This is a genomic window from Streptomyces sp. NRRL B-24085 (assembly GCF_001282115.1).
Taxonomy (GTDB): domain Bacteria; phylum Actinomycetota; class Actinomycetes; order Streptomycetales; family Streptomycetaceae; genus Streptomyces.
This window is the reverse complement of record NZ_LJBR01000023.1, coordinates 1-17,027: the sequence shown is the minus strand read 5'-3', so window position 1 is coordinate 17,027 and position 17,027 is coordinate 1. Positions and strand designations below refer to the sequence as shown.

Below are 17,027 nucleotides of genomic sequence, written 5' to 3'. Positions count from 1 at the left end.
GGCGGGCGGCGCCCCGAGCCGGTGATACGTCAGCGGCGCCGACCCCGCCGGACCTTCAGCTCCTCGAACCGGGGAGCGTCGCCGTCCTGGACCCGCTGCCACGCCCTGCGGAACAGGTCCGCGACCGGTTCGAACGGGACGATGACGCCGAACGGGACGTGATCGTCGCTCATCTCGCCGAACAGCGGCAGCTTCCAGCGCTCCAGCGGCACCCGCGGGGCCGACTGCTCCACCCAGCCACCGGGCAGGAACAGCGAGCGGCCCGCCCGGGTCCGGCTGGCCTCCACTACGAGACCGGTCGCGGCCAGCTCGGCGCGCGCCGCCTTCAGCCGTGCCGGCTTCCAGCCCGTCCACCGGGCCGTCATGCGGTCGGTCGGGTCAGGCATCGCCAGCAGCATCAGATAGAGCGTGGCGGCGTCCTCACCCAGTCCGTGCTCCTTGGCCACCTCGGTGACCAGATCGGGAACCGAACGACTGGGGTCCTGCGGCCACCAGGTGCCGTCCTTGCCGCGGCCCCCAGCGATCGGCTCCCCGGGATCGGCGAGCAGGGCAGCGAGCCTCTGGTCGCGGACCAGACGCAGCGCCACCTCGACGCCGTAGGGCTGCTGGCTGTCGACGCGCACCGCCGGCAGATAGGGGTCCTGGCCCGCCTCGTCGAGGAGGTCGACGCGGACGGCCGGGGCGGGCCGGTCGTCGTGGGTGGCCAGGACGACGGCGCCGTACCGCTCGAAGCCCGGGCCGATCTCGGTGGGCGTGCCGGCGGTCTTCCGGAAGTCGGGGAGGCTGATGTAACGCCCGAGGTCGAGCATCAGTCCGGGGTGGGCAAGCCGTTCGCGGACGACGGTGAGAGCCGGGGGCAGTGCGGCGCGGACCGGGTCGCCGGCGGGCAGCCGGTGGGCGAGCCAGGCGAGCAGACCGACCGCGCCGACCAGCGTGTCCGCGGTGAACCCTTCCGTGTCGTCGCCGACGGGCTTGGCCCGGTCCCCGCTGACCGCCCAGGTGAGGTCCCGGCTGAGCCGGGGGGAGGCGGCCGGGTCCAGCAGGGCGGGCAGCGCCTGCCGGATCGGCCAGGAGGGGTACCGGAAGGCACGGATCGCGTCACCGAGCAGTGCCTCCGGGACGGCCACCCGCTTGCCCACCTTGGCGTTCCACACCGCGGCGGCGGCCGCCACGTCCGGGCCCTCGGTCCACAGCCGGGCGGGCTCGGCGGGCAGCAGGGCGCCCACGACCGCGGCCCGCACCGCGCCGTCGACGCCGCGCAGTTCGTCCTTGGCGACCGCCGCCGGGCCCACCTTCACCCCGATGAGGGCGCGGGTCTCGGCGCTGAGGAAGTTGCGCTCGTAGACGTCGATCCTCGGCATGCCGGCCACGACGAGCCGGGCCGTCGTCTCGGTCACGCCGGTGAGGCGGGCGAACTCCTCGGCGGCCTCCGGGAACCAGGGGGCCGGGCCGCGCTCGGCCAGTTCGGCGAGGAACGTCCGGATCCTGCCCGGGGCCGTGCTCTCGCCCAACGGCCGTGACTGGAGCGCCTTGTAGGGCAGGGGTGTCTCGAAGCGTCCGGCCGGGTCGTGGAAGTAGCCGGTGAAGCAGGCACGGTCGTCGTCGAGGGAGTTGCGGCCCGTCACGGCGATGAAGGAGCCGTCGGCGAGCGGGAGCACGCCGTTCCAGGAGCCTTCGCGCCATCCGCCCGCTGTGGTGCGCAGCGTCGCCGCCTCCAGGTGCAGGTGCACCTTCCGCCAGGCGGTGGAGTCGTCCGGTGTCAGACCCAGGCGGTCGAACTCGGCGAGGAGGGTGCACAGGACCTCGCGGTGGTCCTGGGCGGTGGTGCCGCCGACGGCCCGGTAGGCCAGTGCGGTCGTCCTCTCCAGCAGGGACTCCAGGTCGGGCTGTCCGGAGGGCAGGGGGTGACCGTCGAGGTGGAGACGCACCTCCGTGAGGTCGGGCAGGGCGGTGTCGGCGAGTCCGGTGGCCCGGGCCAGGACGCGCAGGGTGCGGAAGACGGTGTCGGACTCGTCGTCGCGGTTCCACCAGTAGCCGTGGGAGCAGCCGAGCCCGTTCGTCGCCGCCATGAGCTTGACGTCCGCCGGTCCGCCCGGCCCTTCCTCCTCCAGGCCGCCTTCCAGGGCGCGGGTCAGCCGGGTGGCCGCCGCGTCCAGCACGGCCTGCTGGGCGGCGGCGTAGCGGGCGACTCCGGCGATGCCCTTCACGAGCCCGTCATGGCTGACGGGGAGGAGGGCTCGGACGGTGTCGGTCAGCGCCTGCTCGTCCTGGTCGGCCGCTGCCGTAAGCAGGGCGGCGGCCGTGTCGCGGTCGATGGTCCGCAGTGCCTTCGACCCTTCGGGGTCACGGGCCGTCAGGCACTCCCAGAACTGCACGGGAGGAAGCAGCAGGGTGCCCTCGCCGAAGTTGCCGGGGGTGCGGTCGGTCTTGGCCCAGGCGGTGTGCACGCCGTCGGCGTCGACCAGGCGGAGCTGCCAGTTGTCGCGGACGACGGCGGTGGCCCGGTCCGCGCCGGGGAAGACGATGAGCTCGTAGGGCACACCGGCTCCGGCGGGCAGGGTGACGCGGTGTCCGGCGAGGTCCTCGGCGCGATGCGAACCGCCGGGCAGCTCGATCACCCGCAGGCCGACCAGACCGTCCACGGGAGCGCAGCTGGGGCTGGCTTCGGCGGTGGGGGACGGGCGCAGTCTGCCGCCCACGTAACTGCTGCCCTCGGGGGCGTCACGCAGGGCGTCGGCGAGGAAGGCGGGCTTGCTCATCCGCCCGCGCTCGTTGGTGGCCGGGTCGTACTCGTACCAGCCGTGCGCCGCGCGGTCCTCGGAGTCCGCGTGCCACACCCAGTAGGACGATCCGTCGAAGAGCAGCGGCCGTTCGTCGGGCAGGGTGGTGTCCCCGGCGTGCACCACTCCGCGACCGGTGGTCCGGCCACCGCCCGGCAGGGGCAGCGTGATCGGGAAGTCGCCGCGGTACCAGTCCATCTCGGTGCCCCGCGTGGCGTGCGCGCCCTTGAGGGACTCGACGCGGTCGGCGCGCGAGTGCCAGTAGCCGCGCAGACCGTCTCTGCGGGAGTTCCAGTACACGAGGAGTTCGCCGTCCACGTGGTGGAAACCCGGGTCACCCGAGACGTCGTTCGCCGGGAGCCGCAGGTCGTGCGTGAGTACGGTGCCGCCGGCGCCGATCACACGGGCCTGGGTCTTGCCGGCCACGACGAGGTGGGGCCAGGCGTCGGCGACCACGAGGTCCTCCACCCGGTCCTTGGCGACGAGCTCGGCCGTCGCCTCCTCCCAGGCGGGCCAGCCGAGTTCGTCGAAGAGTCCGGCTCGCAGGGTGCGGGCCAGTACCGGCGCGAGGTCGGTGCCGACGGCGGCGCGGGCGTCGTCCTCGGCCAGCGCCAGTGCCTCGGCGGGCAGCCACCCGAGCCGGTTCAGCGCATGGGGCAGTCCGGGCAGACCGACGGCGGTGAAGCCTCGCACCACGCTGCGGACCCACTCCGTCAGCCACGGGCGACCGCCGGGCGAGGCCGCCAGCAGACGGATGGCGCGCAGTGCCTGGTCGCCCTGGTGGAAACGGTCGGCTCCGAGCAGGAAGGCGTCACGGAACCGCGGATCGGCGCCCAGGAGGGTCAGCTCACGCTGTCCGTCCCCGATGGCCCATGCCGTCAGCGGCAGGTCCTGGTCCTTGGCGGGAGCGGCGACCGGCACGTCCAGGGACAGCAGCAGGTCGATCAGGTCGATGTCGTGCGTGACCCTCAACCCCCGCTCCGACGCGGTGAGTTCGGTGCGCAGCCGGGTCGCCGCCCGCTCCACCAGCGGGTAGAGCTCCGGCATCCGGGTGGAGCCGCGCCAGGACCGGGCCCGCTCCCGGAACGTCAGGAAGCGCTCCAGCCAGCCCGCGGTGCCGTCGCTCGGCCGCTGGTGCGCGGGCAGAGTGTCGTCCCACAGTCCCGTCGTGGCGCCGGACGTCTCCAGGACCTCGAGCCACATGGCGGGCATGTCCGTGTCACCGCCGGCCGGGATCATGTCCAGCAGGGCGCCGCGTACCTGCGGTTCCCGCTCGGCCAGCGCCACCAGCGCGGCCCGGTGGCCCTTCCACCAGCCGCCCGCGGCGCGCAGCGTGGCCGGCAGCCCGAGCAGCTCGGCCAGGTAGTCCTGCTCGGCCCGGTCGGCGTCCTGGCCGGCGCCACGGGCCAGCTTGCGCAGGTCGTTGGCCATCTGGGCGGACGGCGGCAGACCGCCCGCGGTGCGGCGCAGGCACAGCCGGGTGAAGCGCTCCAGTGCCTCCCCGGCGGAGACCCGGGCGGCGAGCTCCCTGCCGTAGGCGGAGAGCACCTTCACGGGCAGCGCCCCGGCCAGCGCGAACTCCAGGAACACCGCGTCCAGGCGGTCCTCCTCCACCGTCAGTCCGTGCTCCGCCTCCGCCTTGCGGGCGCGGGTGAACAACTGGGCCGCATAGGTGGCGTTCTCCTCGGCGAGGAACACCCGGCCGGCCTGCTCGTAGAAGGTCGGCAGGAAGTGCGGCACCGACGCGGCAAGCCGCCGGCCGAGTTCCAGGTAGGCGTCCAGCGCGGCCTTCGGGCGGGACTTGACCTGCCGGGCCGCTCGCTCCAGGTCGGGGACGACCCCCAGGGCGTGGTGGCCGTCCTCGGGGTGGTGCACCAGCACCCACTCGGGAAAGCCCAGCGACTGGCGCAGTCCGAGGCCCACGACGGCGGGCTCGGCGGCCGGTTCCAGGCCGAGGAAGCCGGCCGCCAGGTCCTCGGCGGCGCCCAGCTCGCCTGCGACCAGCCGCACCACCACCCGGTCGTCGAGGCCCGGGTGGTGGTACGCGCGTGCCGTCAGAGGCACCGCCCGCTCGCCGGCCTCCTCGGTGTCCGGCGGCAGGACCGCACCCGCCGTCAGCAGTTCCTCGTACGACACCTGCGTCCCCCCGCTCATGCGTCCTTGCCTTCCTCGATCGTTCGCCCGGCGTACAGCGCCGCGGCCATCCGCATCCCCTCCGACCAGGCCACCGGGCCCACCTCCCGCAGCGGCAGGGCGCGGCCGTCGAGGTCCTGCCAGGTGAGGCCGCCGGTCTCCACCGTGTCCTCCCAGTACGGTTCGCCGATCCACACGGCGGCCTCCACGGTGCGGTCGCCGTCGCGGACCCGGGCCGTGGCGTAGCCCCCCGAGACGCGGTAGCCGAGCGAACTCGCCCGCGCGGCCAGGGCGAAGCGGGAACGGAAGGACCCTCCGGCGAACTCCCGTATCTCCCGGGCCTTCGGGTCGAGGTCCTCGGGGCGCTGCCAGGTCGCGCGGTGGATCTGCTCCACGCGCTGCACGATGCCCAGCTCCGCCGCGAACTCGCGGATGTCGTCGAGGTCCGGGAGCAGCACCGGGTGCGGCAGCGTGACCGTACGCGGGGACAGCCGTACCGTCTCGCCGTCGAGGTTCACCACGCGCAGTTCGCCGTCTTCCGTGGCACCGCGCAGGAAACCGACCTCGTCGGGATCGTCACCCACCACGGCGAGGTCGCGCAGCGCCGACTGCCAGGCCTCGTCCGGCCACACCCGGGCCAGCAGACCGGTGGGGACGGGAAGCGACGACACCATCCAGGAGTCGACCTGGGCGACGCATGCGGTGGCGTGCCGATCCAGCCATTCGGCGAACCGTCGCAGCCGGTCCACCTCGGGATGGTCGCGCAGCGCGCGCGGCAGCGATTTCAGCTGCCGCCCCGCAGCCCGGCCCGAGGTGGCACGCGCCGCCACCCGCCCGTCCACCAGGGCGACTTCATACCCGTCACCCGCCGAGAGCCAACCCACGAGTCCCCGCCTTCCACAACAAGTCAGCAAGAAGAAAGCACAGTTCAGCCGGGTACGCCCCGGCGTCAGTGCGACGATGTGAGGAACGTTAGCGGCGATCACTGACAATCGGTGGCGGAAGCGGGTCACACAGCTGTCGCGGTCCGGCGCCGCGGGTGTGCGGGGTGGGTGAGTCCACTGTTGCGCGTGGCGCGGGAAGGCATGCGGAGGGGTGTCCGACCGTGCGGTTTCGGCCAGGTGGGGGTGGTCGCCGGAAGGATGGACAGCCTGCCGTCGACACGTACTTGTGCCGGTCAGCTGTTCCGGCAGCGGTCCAGGGCGCGCAACGCCTCGGCAGCCGCCTCGCGTACGAAGTCGGACGGGTCCGCGTCCAGGGCGGTGAGCCGGTCGCGCAGATGCTCCTCGCCCGGCGGGAGCGTGCCGGTCTCCTCCACCCAGTGGGCGATTCCTTCCGCGGCGACTTTGCGCACCCACATATCGACGTCGTCCAAGTGCCGCACGAAGAGCGGCAGATCATGCCGGGTGTCGGCGTCCGTCGCATTGTGCGGGTCGAGGAGCGACAGCGCGGCGGATCGGACAAGGGGGGACGGGGCCCGGTCCACCAGTTCCCGCAGCCCGGGCAGGGCTTCCGGCAGGCCCGTGAGAACCCTCTCCGCCACTCCGACCAAAGTGGGTCGGACGTCAAGACGGGCCACCACAGCCCGGGCGACCGCCGCGCGTTCCCAGGGCCGGAATCCCGTGTCGGCCATGGCGTCCAGGCCGCGCAGCGCACCTTCGTACACCTCGGGCTCGGCATGGTTCAGCAGGGGCAGCAGCAGCCATACGGCGTCCCATCGCCCCATGTCTCCGTAAGCCGTTGCCGCTGCGGCCAGCGTGCGTGGGGTCGTCGCCGGGTCGGTGAGAAGGGCCCGCAGGAGCCGCGCGGCGACCTTGCCGCCGACGGACCCCAGGGCAGCGGCGGCCGATGGACCCACCCGCTCGTCGCTCAGCCATCGGGAGGCCGGGGCCAACAGCCGTTCGTCCCCCGATCGGTCAAGTAGGAACAGCAGTTGTGAGGCCACGGCCGGCTCCCGCTCCGCCTTCAGGGCGGCGAACAGCGCGTCCCGCGTCTCCGGGCGGCTCCTGAACGTGAGTCGGAAAGCCACGGCGCGGCGCACCTCGGTGGAAGGGTCGTCCGTGAGATTTCGCAGCAGCGACGGGAGCAGCCGGTCGACGTGCTGGTCCGGCAGCATGCACAGGGCGAGCACCCGGGCGGAGTCCGCCCCCCACTGGGCCGTGCGGACCACCTCCGCCTCGACGTCCGGGTTTTCCCGGAACTCGAAAACCATGGCCCGCGCCCGACCCCAGATAGCGTCCAAGGGGTCACCCAGCAGCCGGACCAGCGCGGGAACGTCACCGGGTACGCCCAACTCCTGCAACGCGTCCAACGCGTTGATCCGCAGGTGATGGTCAGGATCGCCGAGCAGTCGCCCATAGGCGTCCACGACTTGGCGATCGCGCAGCCCGAGCCGGCGGGACGCCAGAGAAGCCTGTCTGCGCACCCGGGGATCGTCGTCGTCCATCAGAGTGCACAGGGTCTCCGCCATGCCCGCCGCGACCCCCAGCCTGCCCAGGCCCACCGCCGCGCCTTCCCGGACCTCGGGCGAGGGGTCGGCGGCCGCCCGTACGAGCACCGCGGCGTGCTCGGCGGTGCCGAGTGCGCCGAGCCCTTTTGCCGCTGCTGCGCGTCGCCAGGTGTCGCCCGTCTCCAGTTCCCTCAGGAAGAAGGCAATCTGGTGTTCTGCCGTCATGTGCACCCCCGGCAAGTAAGACCACTGAACCCGCGGGAGGTTGCACTGCGTCTCTGCGGCTCCGCATACGGCTTTTACGGCGGGTACAGCAACGTCGGCCTCCAAGGCCACGATCAGGCTTGGAGGCCGACGTCATGCGAGCCCGGCCCTGGAAGTCGCTGTCAGCGACTCCCTCCCCCCAGGAGCGCGAACCCGCTGCTGTCACCCTCGGTAGGAGCGAGGGGCGTCTACCACCACACACCCGAGCGCAGCTTCGCCCAGGTCTTCGTGCCGACCTGGCCGTCCCACTGGCTGGAGTCGTTCGGGAAGGCGTGCTTCTGCACGCTCACCACGGCGTTGTACGTCTTGGTGCCGAACTTGCCGTCCACGTCCAGCAGGGTCGGATAGGACGTGTTGATGTTGATCAGGCACTGGACTTCCCTGATCCGCTTCGCCGCGGCGGATCCGGTCTGCCCCGCCTTCGTCAGCTTGGTCCCGCTGTAGTGGTTGCACGAGGCCTTCACGGCCGCCTGCTGGACGGAGTGCGCCGGCGCGGCGTGTGCCGCGGGAGCGACGGCCAGTCCGGTGCCGAGGGCGGTGACCGCCGCGGCGAGGGCGATGCGCTTGCGTATGTTCATGAGTGCCGATTCCCCTTTCGGTGCGGTGCCGGTGGTCGGCCGGCTCCGTGGTGTCACCGAACGTACGGCGGCCCGCCGGCCGCCCGCGTCCCACAGCGGTTGGAACTCATGGCCCATCGGGCGCGGTAGCCGCTGTGGTCGTACAACTCGCGTGGTACCGCGACCGGTTGACCCGTCCACTCGTACCGCGGCGCTACGCTGCCGCGATGCGCTCGTACGTCGTCGACTCGCTGATCGCCGTCGCCATGCTCGGGGTCGCCGTGCTGCTGGGGCGGGAATCGGTGGCACAGGGCTGGCCGGAACTCGACGCGCGCGCCTACCTCCTGGTCGCGCTGGCGCACCTGCCGGTGGCACTGCGCGGCAGGTGGCCCCTGGGTGCCTTCGTGGTCGTGCAGGCCGCGAGCGTCGCCTATGTCACGCTCGGCTACTGGCCGGTCGTGTCCACCTTCGGTTCCATGCTCGCCCTGTACACGGTGGCGTCCGTGCGCACGCCCCGGGTCGCGGCCGGCTGTGCGGCCGTGATGGCCACGGTGTGGGTGTACGCCGGTCTGATCACCGACGGCTCGTCCATGCCGTCGGTCGTCGGCCAGGCGCTGCTGTACTGCTCGGTGCTGGTGTGGTTCGGCATACTCGCCCGCCGCTCCGCCGAACTCACCCGGCGGCTGCGTGCCGAGCAGGCCGAGCGGGCCCGGCGGGCCGTCGCCGAGGAACGCGGCCGGATCGCGCGTGAGCTGCACGACGTCGTCGCCCACCACATGTCGGTGATATCCGTGCAGGCCGGTCTCGCCCGGTTCGTCTTCGACTCCGATCCGGCCAAGGCGCGCGGCGCGCTCGGCACCATCGCGGGCACCAGCGGGGAAGCACTGGAGGAACTGCGGCGCATGCTCCAGGTGCTGAGGGAGGAGGACTCCTCGGTCCCGGAGGGCGCCCCCATGCCCACCCTCGCCCGGCTCGGCGAGCTGGTCGAGCGCGTCCGCGCCGGTGGCCTCCCCGTTGAGCTGGCCGTCGAGGGCACCCGGCGTCCGCTCCCGCCGGGTGTCGAGCTGTGCGCCTACCGAGTCGTGCAGGAGGCGCTCACCAACGTCCTCAAGCATGCCCGTGACGCCCACGCGCGCGTGGAACTCCGCTACCGGCGCCACGACCTGACGGTGTGCGTCACCAACGACGGGCAGCGTGTGGATCCGGACAGAGTCCCGCCGGGGGCCGGACACGGCTTGATTGGGATGCGGGAGCGGGCCAAGCTCTACGGCGGGACGCTCAGCGTCGGCCCACGCACCGGAGGCGGGTTCGCGGTGCGGCTGACCCTGCCGACCTCGGCCACTGACGGACGACGGGGAGACGACCGTACGGGATGACCAGAGTGCTCGTCGTCGACGACCAGTTCCTCATCCGTGCCGGTCTCGTCGGGTTGCTCGACGCCGCGCCGGGCTTCGAGGTCGTGGGGGAGGCCGGGGACGGGGAGGAGGCGGTGCGACTGGCCGCCGAGTCCCGGCCCGACGTGATCCTCATGGACATCCGGATGCCCGGCGTCAACGGCATCGAGGCCACCGAGCGCATCCTCGCCCAGGCTGACGGTTGCGGCCCCCGCATCCTGATCCTCACCACGTTCGATCTCGACGAGTACGTCTACGGGGCGTTGCGCGCCGGGGCTTCCGGGTTCTTGCTCAAGGACTCCGGGCCCGAGCGGCTGCTGACCGCCGTACGCGCCGTGGAGGTCGGCGATGCGCTGTTCGCGCCCAGCGTCACCCGCCGCCTGGTCGAGGCCTTCGCCCGGCAGCAAGGTGTGGCGGAGGAGTCGGAGAGCCCGCCTGACCTGGACGTGCTGACCTCGCGCGAGGTGAAGGTTCTGAAGCTGACGGCCGGTGGGCTGTCCAATCTGGAGATCGCCGACCGCCTCTACATCAGCGAGGCCACCGTCAAGACGCACCTCAACCGCACGATGACCAAGCTCGACCTGGACAGCCGGGCCCAGGCGGTGGTGGTCGCGTACGAGACCGGTCTGGTGAAACCCGGGGGCGGTTCCGGACGACAGGTCGTTCCGTCCACCGAGTAGAACCCGGAGGGCGGATTCGGCGTCGAGCCGATCACGCAGGCCCGATTCCCCGGCGGGCGGGGCGCCTGTCGCACGAAGCCGTCACCAGAGGCGACTCCTGATCATCTTGATCCGGGGCAAGTGGGGCCGGCCCGGAGGAACGCTCCGGGCCGGCTGCCGTTCTGGAAGGGGCGAGGCTACGGCACCGTGTATCCCGCGGCGCGGAACAGTTCGTACCACTCGGACCGGGTGAGCGGGATGTCGGAACCGAGCGCGGCGGCCGTGACGCGTTCCGGCGTGGTCGTACCGAGCACGACCTGCATCTGCGCGGGATGGCGGGTGATCCAGGCGACCGCGATCGCCTCGGCGGGCACCCCGTACTTCTCGCTCAACCGGTCGACCACCGCGTTCAGCTCGGGGAAGCGGTCCGAGCCGAGGAACGGGCCGTCGAAGAATCCGGCCTGGAACGGCGACCATGCCTGGATGGTGATGTCGTGCAGGCGGCAGTAGTCGACGATTCCGTCGTCGCGTACGACCGACTGATCGAGGCCCTGCATGTTCGCCGCGACGCCCTGCGCGATCATCGGGGCGTGGGTGATCGACAACTGGAGCTGGTTTGCCACGATCGGCTGCGTCACGTGCTTGCGCAGCAGGTCGAGCTGTCGGGGGGTCTGGTTGGAGACGCCGAAGGCACGCACCTTGCCTGCCGCCGACAGTTCGTCGAAGGCGCGGGCCACCTCCTCCGGCTCGACAAGGGCGTCGGGACGGTGCAGCAGCAGGATGTCGAGGTAGTCCGTGTCCAGTGCCCGGAGCGAACCGTTCACCGACTCGATGATGTGGTCGTAGGAGAAGTCGAAGTACGGCCCGTCCTTGACGATGCCGGCCTTCGTCTGGATGACGAACTGCTCGCGCTCCGAGGAGCTGAGTTTCATGGCTTCAGCGAACCGGCGCTCGCAGCCGTGGTCGTCCGAGCCGTAGACGTCGGCGTGATCGAGGAACGTGATGCCGGCGTCGCGCGCAGTGTTCACGAGCGTGCGCACCGCCTCGTCGGTCATGTCCTGGATGCGCATCAGTCCGAGGACGACGTTCGGGACCACCATGTCGGTGCCGGGCAGGGTGAAGGTTTTCATGCGACTCTTTCAACGGGGCTGGAACGTGCCTGGTTCGAGTTCTCCCAGGAGGCCGGACGGATCGCGCACAGGTCCCGGTCGCCGCGGGGGCGACGCCGCATGAGTTTCCTCCTCCCGGACGCCTTGGCGAATGCGCGGCGCGGTGGGACGTCGCGTGCTCACTCTAGAAATGGCCGATCCAGAAATCCAACAGCTGTTGGTTCTGATATTGAGAACTGCCGGATGTGAATGAATCCGCGCCGGACGAGAAGGTGTCGGGGCGCCGATGTGCCACCGGCAGCCCGGCCCGCCCGTACGACCACCACCGAACACGTACGTCAGGTCAGGACACCCCCGGCACGTCCGGTACGGCAGGGGCTAGCAGTTCCTGATCCAGTAGACCCAGGCCCATGAGGCGACATCGTCGGAGCTGTGGGCACGCGGAGTCGTGTAGCCGAGACTCCCGTTGCCGTCGTACATCCGGGCTCGCGTGCCGGTCGTCTGGTTGTTGTCCCACGATCCGGTGACGCCCCACGGCATGTAGTAGTCGGCACAGTCGTACATCTCGATGTAACCGCCCCTGAAGTTCGGCTGGTCGTAAGCGCAGAACCAGCCGTAATCGGCTCCGCCCGTGCACGGGTCGTAAGAGGCGGCATCGGCGCCGGGGACGGACCTCAGGTCCCGCGGTGCGGCTTCTCCCGGCACGGCCACGTGCACGCTGTTCCTGCCGCCGAGGGCGATCGTGTTGAGGTTGACGCGCGTTCCGCCCATCTCGGCCTGGATACGTTCGACTTCGGCATTCAGCGCGGCGGTCTGCGCGCCGGTCAGATGGATCGCCCTCGCCTGCGCGGCGAAATCATGGCCGGTGTCGGTGGATGTGGTGGCGCTGGTGGCGGTCGTGGTGCCCATCACCGCGAACAGGGCGCCCGTGAGCGCGACGAGAAGCCGCCATCGCCCGCCGCCCGCAACGACGTGGTGCTTGGTCATTGAGTCACTTCCCTCTCAGTCCGGACCGAACTGGTGCGGTGGTCCCGGACTCGGCCAGTCGGTCACCCGTTTCGGGCCCGGCCGCCGTGCCCGCAGCCCGTTCGGCACGCTAAGCCCGCGCCCCGGGTGCCAGCCATCAATTCGAGGAGGGTCGAAAGGTGCGTCGCCGACGAAAGGACCCGTGGCCCGGTGGCTTCGTCGTGGCGGGCCTGTAGGCCGGTCAGTAACTCGGTGATCAGGCCGACGGGGACTCCAGGTGTTCCGGACGGCCGCCCGCCCGACCCCGTTGCCCTGCTCGGTGCCATCGATCACCATGCCCCCGAGCCAGTACGAGCCGTCCTCGTCACGACGCCACATGAAGCAGGTAGCGAGCCGCCAAGGCGGGTACGTATCGGCGCTGCTCGTCCAGCGGGGCGATGTCCGCGACAGCACGCCAGTTCCCATCGGTCACCTCACGCAGGATGACACGTCGATGTCTGCGTCGGCCGAACCGGCAACAGCTCTCTTTCTTGCTTGTGTACTCAGTGCTCCTGCGGCTGCTTCGTCCCGTCGTCGGCGTGGGCCGCCTCGGCGGTCTCCCGCTCCGTGGCGGACAGCGAGCCCAGCAGAGCGAGTGCGGCGGCCGAAGGAGTACCGGGTTCGGCGTGGTGTACGACGAGGAGCAGTCCGTCGGATCCGGTGACGGCCAGCTTCTCGCGGCGCAGATGCAGTTCACCGACCTGCGGGTGCCGCAAGCGGGTGAGGGCTCCTTCCCAGCGGCGGACATCGTGCCGGGCCCACAGTCGACGGAACCGTTCGCTCTTGAGGCTCAGCTCGCCGATGAGCTGCGTCAGGCGCGGGTCGTCCGTGTCGGCTCCGGCCGCGGCACGAAGCTGCGCGACCACACCGGCCGTGCCCCGCTCCCAGTCCATGTGCAGCTCCCGTGCGAAGGGATCGGTGAACAGCGCCCGCAGGCGGTTGACGCCCGGTGCCATGTGCGGCGACAGGGCGACGGCCAGCCGGTTGGCGGCGAGCACGTCCATGCACCGGTTCTGCACGAACGCGGGCACGGCGAGTGTGTCCAGCAGCATCGCGATGCCGTCGGGGACGCGTTCGGTGCGGGGGAGCGGCTGTGCGCGGCGCGACCTGGGCCGGGCGAGCTCGACGAGATGAGCGGCGCTGTCGGCGTCGAGCCGCAGCACCTCCGCGAGCGCGTCGAGCACCTGGATCGAGGGGTTGCGGTCCCGGCCGCGTTCCAGTCGCAGGTAGTAGTCGGCGCTGATGCCCGCGAGCATCGCGACCTCCTCACGGCGCAGCCCCGGCACCCGTCGGATCCCCGCGGCAGGTAGTCCCACTTCCTCGGGGCGGACGAGCCCGCGACGTGCCCGTAGGAACGCGCCCAGGGCGTTGCGGCCGTCTGCTGTGTCCATGCTCCGACGGTAACGCGCCGCTCCTCTGCCTGAGGGGGCCCTGTCACTACCCGGAACAGGGGGGCACTGCCTGACCCCACGACATCGGCCAAGGATCGAGGACGCGGCCCCGGGAACACCGCGGCGCACCGGAAACCCCCTCACCTGGGAGCAGGCCATGACACGTCGTACCTGGTTCATCACCGGCGTCAACAGCGGCTTCGGCCGGCACATGACCGAGCAGTTGCTCGAGAGAGGCGACAAGGTGGTCGGCACGATCCGCCGGCCCGGATCCGTGGACGATCTCGTCGCCGAGTACGGCGACCGGTTCCGGGTGGCGTCCCTCGACGTCACCGACACCCCCGCCGTCAAGGAGGTCGTCGGGCGGGCCTTCGCCGAGCTGGGGCGGATCGACGTCATCGTCAACAACGCGGGTTACGGCCTGTTCGGTGCCGCCGAGGAGGTCACGGACGAGCAGCTCCTCCGTGTCCTCGACACCAATCTGGTCGGTTCGATCCAGGTCACCCGGGCCGCACTGCCGTATCTGCGGGCGCAGGGCGGGGGACGCATCCTCCAGATGTCCACGTACGGCGGCCAGGCCACCCATCCCGGCGCCTGCATGTACCACGCCGGCAAGTGGGGCATCGAGGGCTTCATGGAGTCCACCGCCAAGGACGTCGCCCCGTTCGGCATCGGCGTCACCATCGTCGAGCCCGGCGGCGCGCGCACCGAGTTCCGCTACGGCAGCCTCCGGATGGCGACCCCGCTGCCGGAGTACGACGACACCCCGGCCGCCATGACCCGCGCGGCCCAGGACCGCAGCCGGCCTTCCCTCGGTGACCCCGCCCTGATGGCCACCCGCATCATCGACAGCGTGGAGCAGACCCCCGCCCCGCTGCGACTGGTCCTGGGCAGCGACTCCTACCGGTTCCTCCGGGCGGCGCTGTCCGAGCGGCTGGCCGAGATCGAGGCCCAGCGCGACACGGCAGCCCTCACGGACATCACCGACAGCGTGTGACCCATGGTGCCGCTGACCCGCCCTCGCAACGGCCGGCCGTCCTGGTCCCCACATCACCGGACGCAGTGCGGGATCCGCCCCGCGTGATCTCTCCCGCGGGGCGGCCCTGCCCGGACCGGATCAGCAGGTGGCGTTCAGGCCGGCCCAGTCGGCGCGGTCGTTGTAGCCACCGTCCCCGGCGTCGCCGACCACCAGGTCGAGGACGCGGACGCCGGTGAGGTCGACGTCGGCCTGGCGGGTGGTGTCACGGTCGACGACTCCGCTGTCGAACAGCACCTTGCCGTCACCGAGCACTCGGAAGGTGGAGGTGCCGCCTTCCGGGCCGACGTCGCGTACCGCGTCGTCGATGCCGACGGTGGTCGTCAGCCGGGTGCAGCGGTCGCCGAGGTAGTAGCGGACGGTGGAGGGGGAGGCGACGCCGAGCCCGGTCGGGTGCTCCTGGCCCAGCAGGCTGATCGGCGTCCAGCCGCCGACGCTCCGGTCGACGGTCGGGGACATCCAGCCGCTGGTGGCGCTGATCCAGTCGTGGTGGGACAGGGCGACGTCGCCGTGCGGCGGCGCGGGTGCCACCACGAGTGGCGTGGTGGTCTCCTGCCGCAGCCGCTTCCTGTCGATCGTCTCGTAGGCGGTGGTGGCGGCCAGGGTCGCGCTGCCCGGAGCGGCGGCGTCCGGCAGGGTGACCGTGAAGGCGAAGGTCGCGGAGCGGCCGGGCGTCAGCACTTGCGGAGCGGTGCCGGCCGAGCGGGCGGTCCACCCGGTGGGTACGGCCAGTGCGACGTGGGGGGCGAGGACGGGCCGCGGGCTGTCGTTGCGGACGTCGACCTCGACCTGCGCCTGGTCACCGCCGGCGACCACCGGTGCGACACCGGCCGGCACCGTGTCGCCGCCGACCTTCGTGACCTGCGGCAGCCCGGCGACGACGTGCGGAAGGCCGGGCTTGCCCGTTGCCCGGGCGACACGGAAGAGGGCCGCGCCGTGAGCCGGGACGGCGGCGCTGATCGTGCCCGCGCTCTCGGTGACGCGGTCGGTCCAGGCGTTCTTCAGGGTGAACCGGCTTCCGCTCAGGCCGACGGAGGACGCCTTGGTGGTCAGGGTCGCCGGGCTGTCGCCGCGGTTGAGCAGCACCACGGCCCGGTCGCCGTTCGCGAGCCGCTTGACCCAGGTCTCCGTCGTGCCGGCCGGGCCGACGCGGACGGCCTGGACTGCGGCGCTGTCCTGGTCGATGGCGAGGACGTCGGGGTCCGCGAGGATGTCGAGCGAGGTCCTGCTCAGCTTGCGGATGTCGCTGCCGATCACCAGCGGTGCGGCCGCGACCGACCAGAGCGTCATCTGGGTGCGGAACTCCTCGTCGGTCATGCCGAGTTCGGGGCCCAGGTAGTCCGGGTCGTTGAAGTGTCCCGGGCCGGCCGCCTCGGGATGCCGCGCGTTCGCGTCGTAGTTGCGCAGCACGTCCTTGAACTTGATCTCACCGACGAATCCGACGTCCGTGTACGTGCGCCAGGACTGGGCGATGGCCGGTGCGTAGGACCAGGAGTACGTCGACTGCTGCTCCTCGGGGTAGTCGCCCCAGTCCGGGGAGGTGACGGGGTTGCAGAGGTTGAAGACCATGGGGCGCCCAGCGGCGTTGTCGCGCAGCGCCTCGGCGAACTGGGTGTAGACGGTCTTCGGGTCGAGGTCGGCGGCGATGCCGCAGAGGAAGTCCACCTTGACGGCGTCGAACTCCCAGGCGGCGAACTGGTCGGCGTCGCGCTGGTAGTAGCCGTGGCTGCCCAGTCCGCACTTGCCGGGGATGTAGGGGCCGGCGTCGGTGTAGATGCCGGCCTTGAGGCCCTTGGAGTGGATGTAGTCGACGAGCGGCTTCAGCCCGTCGGGGAACTGGGCGGGGTTGGGCACCAGGTCCCCGGCCGCACTGCGCGGCGTGGGGGCGGCCCAGTTGCCGTCGATCCAGACGTACTTGTATCCCGCGTCGCGCAGACCGCTGCTGACCAGGAAGTCGGCGGTCGACTCGATCTCCGCCGCGGTGGGGTCACCGCCCAGTGCGTAGTAGGTGTTCCAGCCCATGTACGGGGTCGGGCTCAGGAGTTGTCCGGATGCCGACGCCGTGACGGTGGCGTCGGCGGGCGGGGGAGTGGCGTGGGCGGGGGCCTGTGCGACCAGCAGCGTGGTCAGGAGGGCCAGGAGGACGGTGAGATGTCGTTTCACGTCGGATCCTTCGTCGTCCGATCAGGCATGCAGGACCGTCCCGGTCGTGTGTCTGCTCGCCTGCGGGTGGTTGCGAGGATCTTCCAG

General features: G+C 71.5%; 11 protein-coding genes. 3 read left to right on the top strand and 8 right to left on the bottom strand.

Translation table 11 applies throughout. The features are described from left to right. Positions 1 to 29: 29 nt before the first annotated feature. The 4 genes from AOJ26_RS03040 to AOJ26_RS03025 all read right to left on the bottom strand — a co-directional run bounded on the left by AOJ26_RS03040 (position 30) and on the right by AOJ26_RS03025 (position 8,204). Entirely contained in the window at positions 30 to 4,934 is a 4,905-nt protein-coding gene (locus AOJ26_RS03040; RefSeq protein WP_179200322.1) for a DNA-binding protein, read from the bottom strand. After that, positions 4,931 to 5,797: a DUF4132 domain-containing protein gene (locus tag AOJ26_RS03035; protein WP_053846587.1), complete on the bottom strand. Its 867-nt coding sequence runs from the start codon at positions 5,795 to 5,797 to the stop codon at positions 4,931 to 4,933. Before AOJ26_RS03035 ends, AOJ26_RS03040 begins: the two co-directional genes overlap by 4 nt. A gap of 293 nt (positions 5,798 to 6,090) precedes the next feature. Continuing rightward, positions 6,091 to 7,587 (bottom strand): HEAT repeat domain-containing protein, encoded by a 1,497-nt coding sequence (locus tag AOJ26_RS03030; protein ID WP_053846586.1) that lies wholly within the window; start codon positions 7,585 to 7,587, stop codon positions 6,091 to 6,093. A gap of 227 nt (positions 7,588 to 7,814) precedes the next feature. Continuing rightward, positions 7,815 to 8,204, bottom strand: a complete 390-nt coding sequence (locus tag AOJ26_RS03025; protein WP_053846585.1) for a peptidoglycan-binding domain-containing protein — start codon at positions 8,202 to 8,204, stop codon at positions 7,815 to 7,817. A 206-nt stretch (positions 8,205 to 8,410) separates the two neighbouring features. Here AOJ26_RS03025 and AOJ26_RS03020 point away from each other — a divergent pair, with 206 nt between their 5' ends. Next, positions 8,411 to 9,559, top strand: coding sequence for a sensor histidine kinase (locus AOJ26_RS03020; RefSeq protein ID WP_053846584.1), 1,149 nt, complete (start codon positions 8,411 to 8,413; stop codon positions 9,557 to 9,559). Next, positions 9,556 to 10,257: a response regulator gene (locus AOJ26_RS03015; RefSeq protein WP_053846583.1), complete on the top strand. Its 702-nt coding sequence runs from the start codon at positions 9,556 to 9,558 to the stop codon at positions 10,255 to 10,257. Before AOJ26_RS03020 ends, AOJ26_RS03015 begins: the two co-directional genes overlap by 4 nt. A 176-nt stretch (positions 10,258 to 10,433) precedes the next feature. Here AOJ26_RS03015 and AOJ26_RS03010 read toward each other — a convergent pair whose 3' ends face one another. The 3 genes from AOJ26_RS03010 to AOJ26_RS03000 form a co-directional block, all read right to left on the bottom strand. Next, the gene (locus tag AOJ26_RS03010) at positions 10,434 to 11,366 is read right to left on the bottom strand and encodes an aldo/keto reductase (RefSeq protein WP_053846582.1); all 933 of its coding nucleotides are present in this window, start codon (positions 11,364 to 11,366) and stop codon (positions 10,434 to 10,436) included. Positions 11,367 to 11,723: 357 nt separating this feature from the next. Further along, positions 11,724 to 12,332 (bottom strand): hypothetical protein, encoded by a 609-nt coding sequence (locus AOJ26_RS03005; RefSeq protein WP_053846581.1) that lies wholly within the window; start codon positions 12,330 to 12,332, stop codon positions 11,724 to 11,726. A 521-nt stretch (positions 12,333 to 12,853) separates the two neighbouring features. Beyond that, positions 12,854 to 13,741, bottom strand: a complete 888-nt coding sequence (locus tag AOJ26_RS03000) for a helix-turn-helix domain-containing protein (protein WP_053846580.1) — start codon at positions 13,739 to 13,741, stop codon at positions 12,854 to 12,856. A gap of 157 nt (positions 13,742 to 13,898) precedes the next feature. Here AOJ26_RS03000 and AOJ26_RS02995 point away from each other — a divergent pair, with 157 nt between their 5' ends. Continuing rightward, positions 13,899 to 14,738 (top strand): SDR family oxidoreductase, encoded by an 840-nt coding sequence (locus AOJ26_RS02995; RefSeq protein WP_053846579.1) that lies wholly within the window; start codon positions 13,899 to 13,901, stop codon positions 14,736 to 14,738. A gap of 120 nt (positions 14,739 to 14,858) precedes the next feature. Here the strand turns inward: AOJ26_RS02995 and AOJ26_RS02990 are convergent, their stop codons facing one another. Further along, entirely contained in the window at positions 14,859 to 16,940 is a 2,082-nt protein-coding gene (locus AOJ26_RS02990; protein WP_053846578.1) for an NPCBM/NEW2 domain-containing protein, read from the bottom strand. Positions 16,941 to 17,027 lie beyond the last annotated feature (87 nt).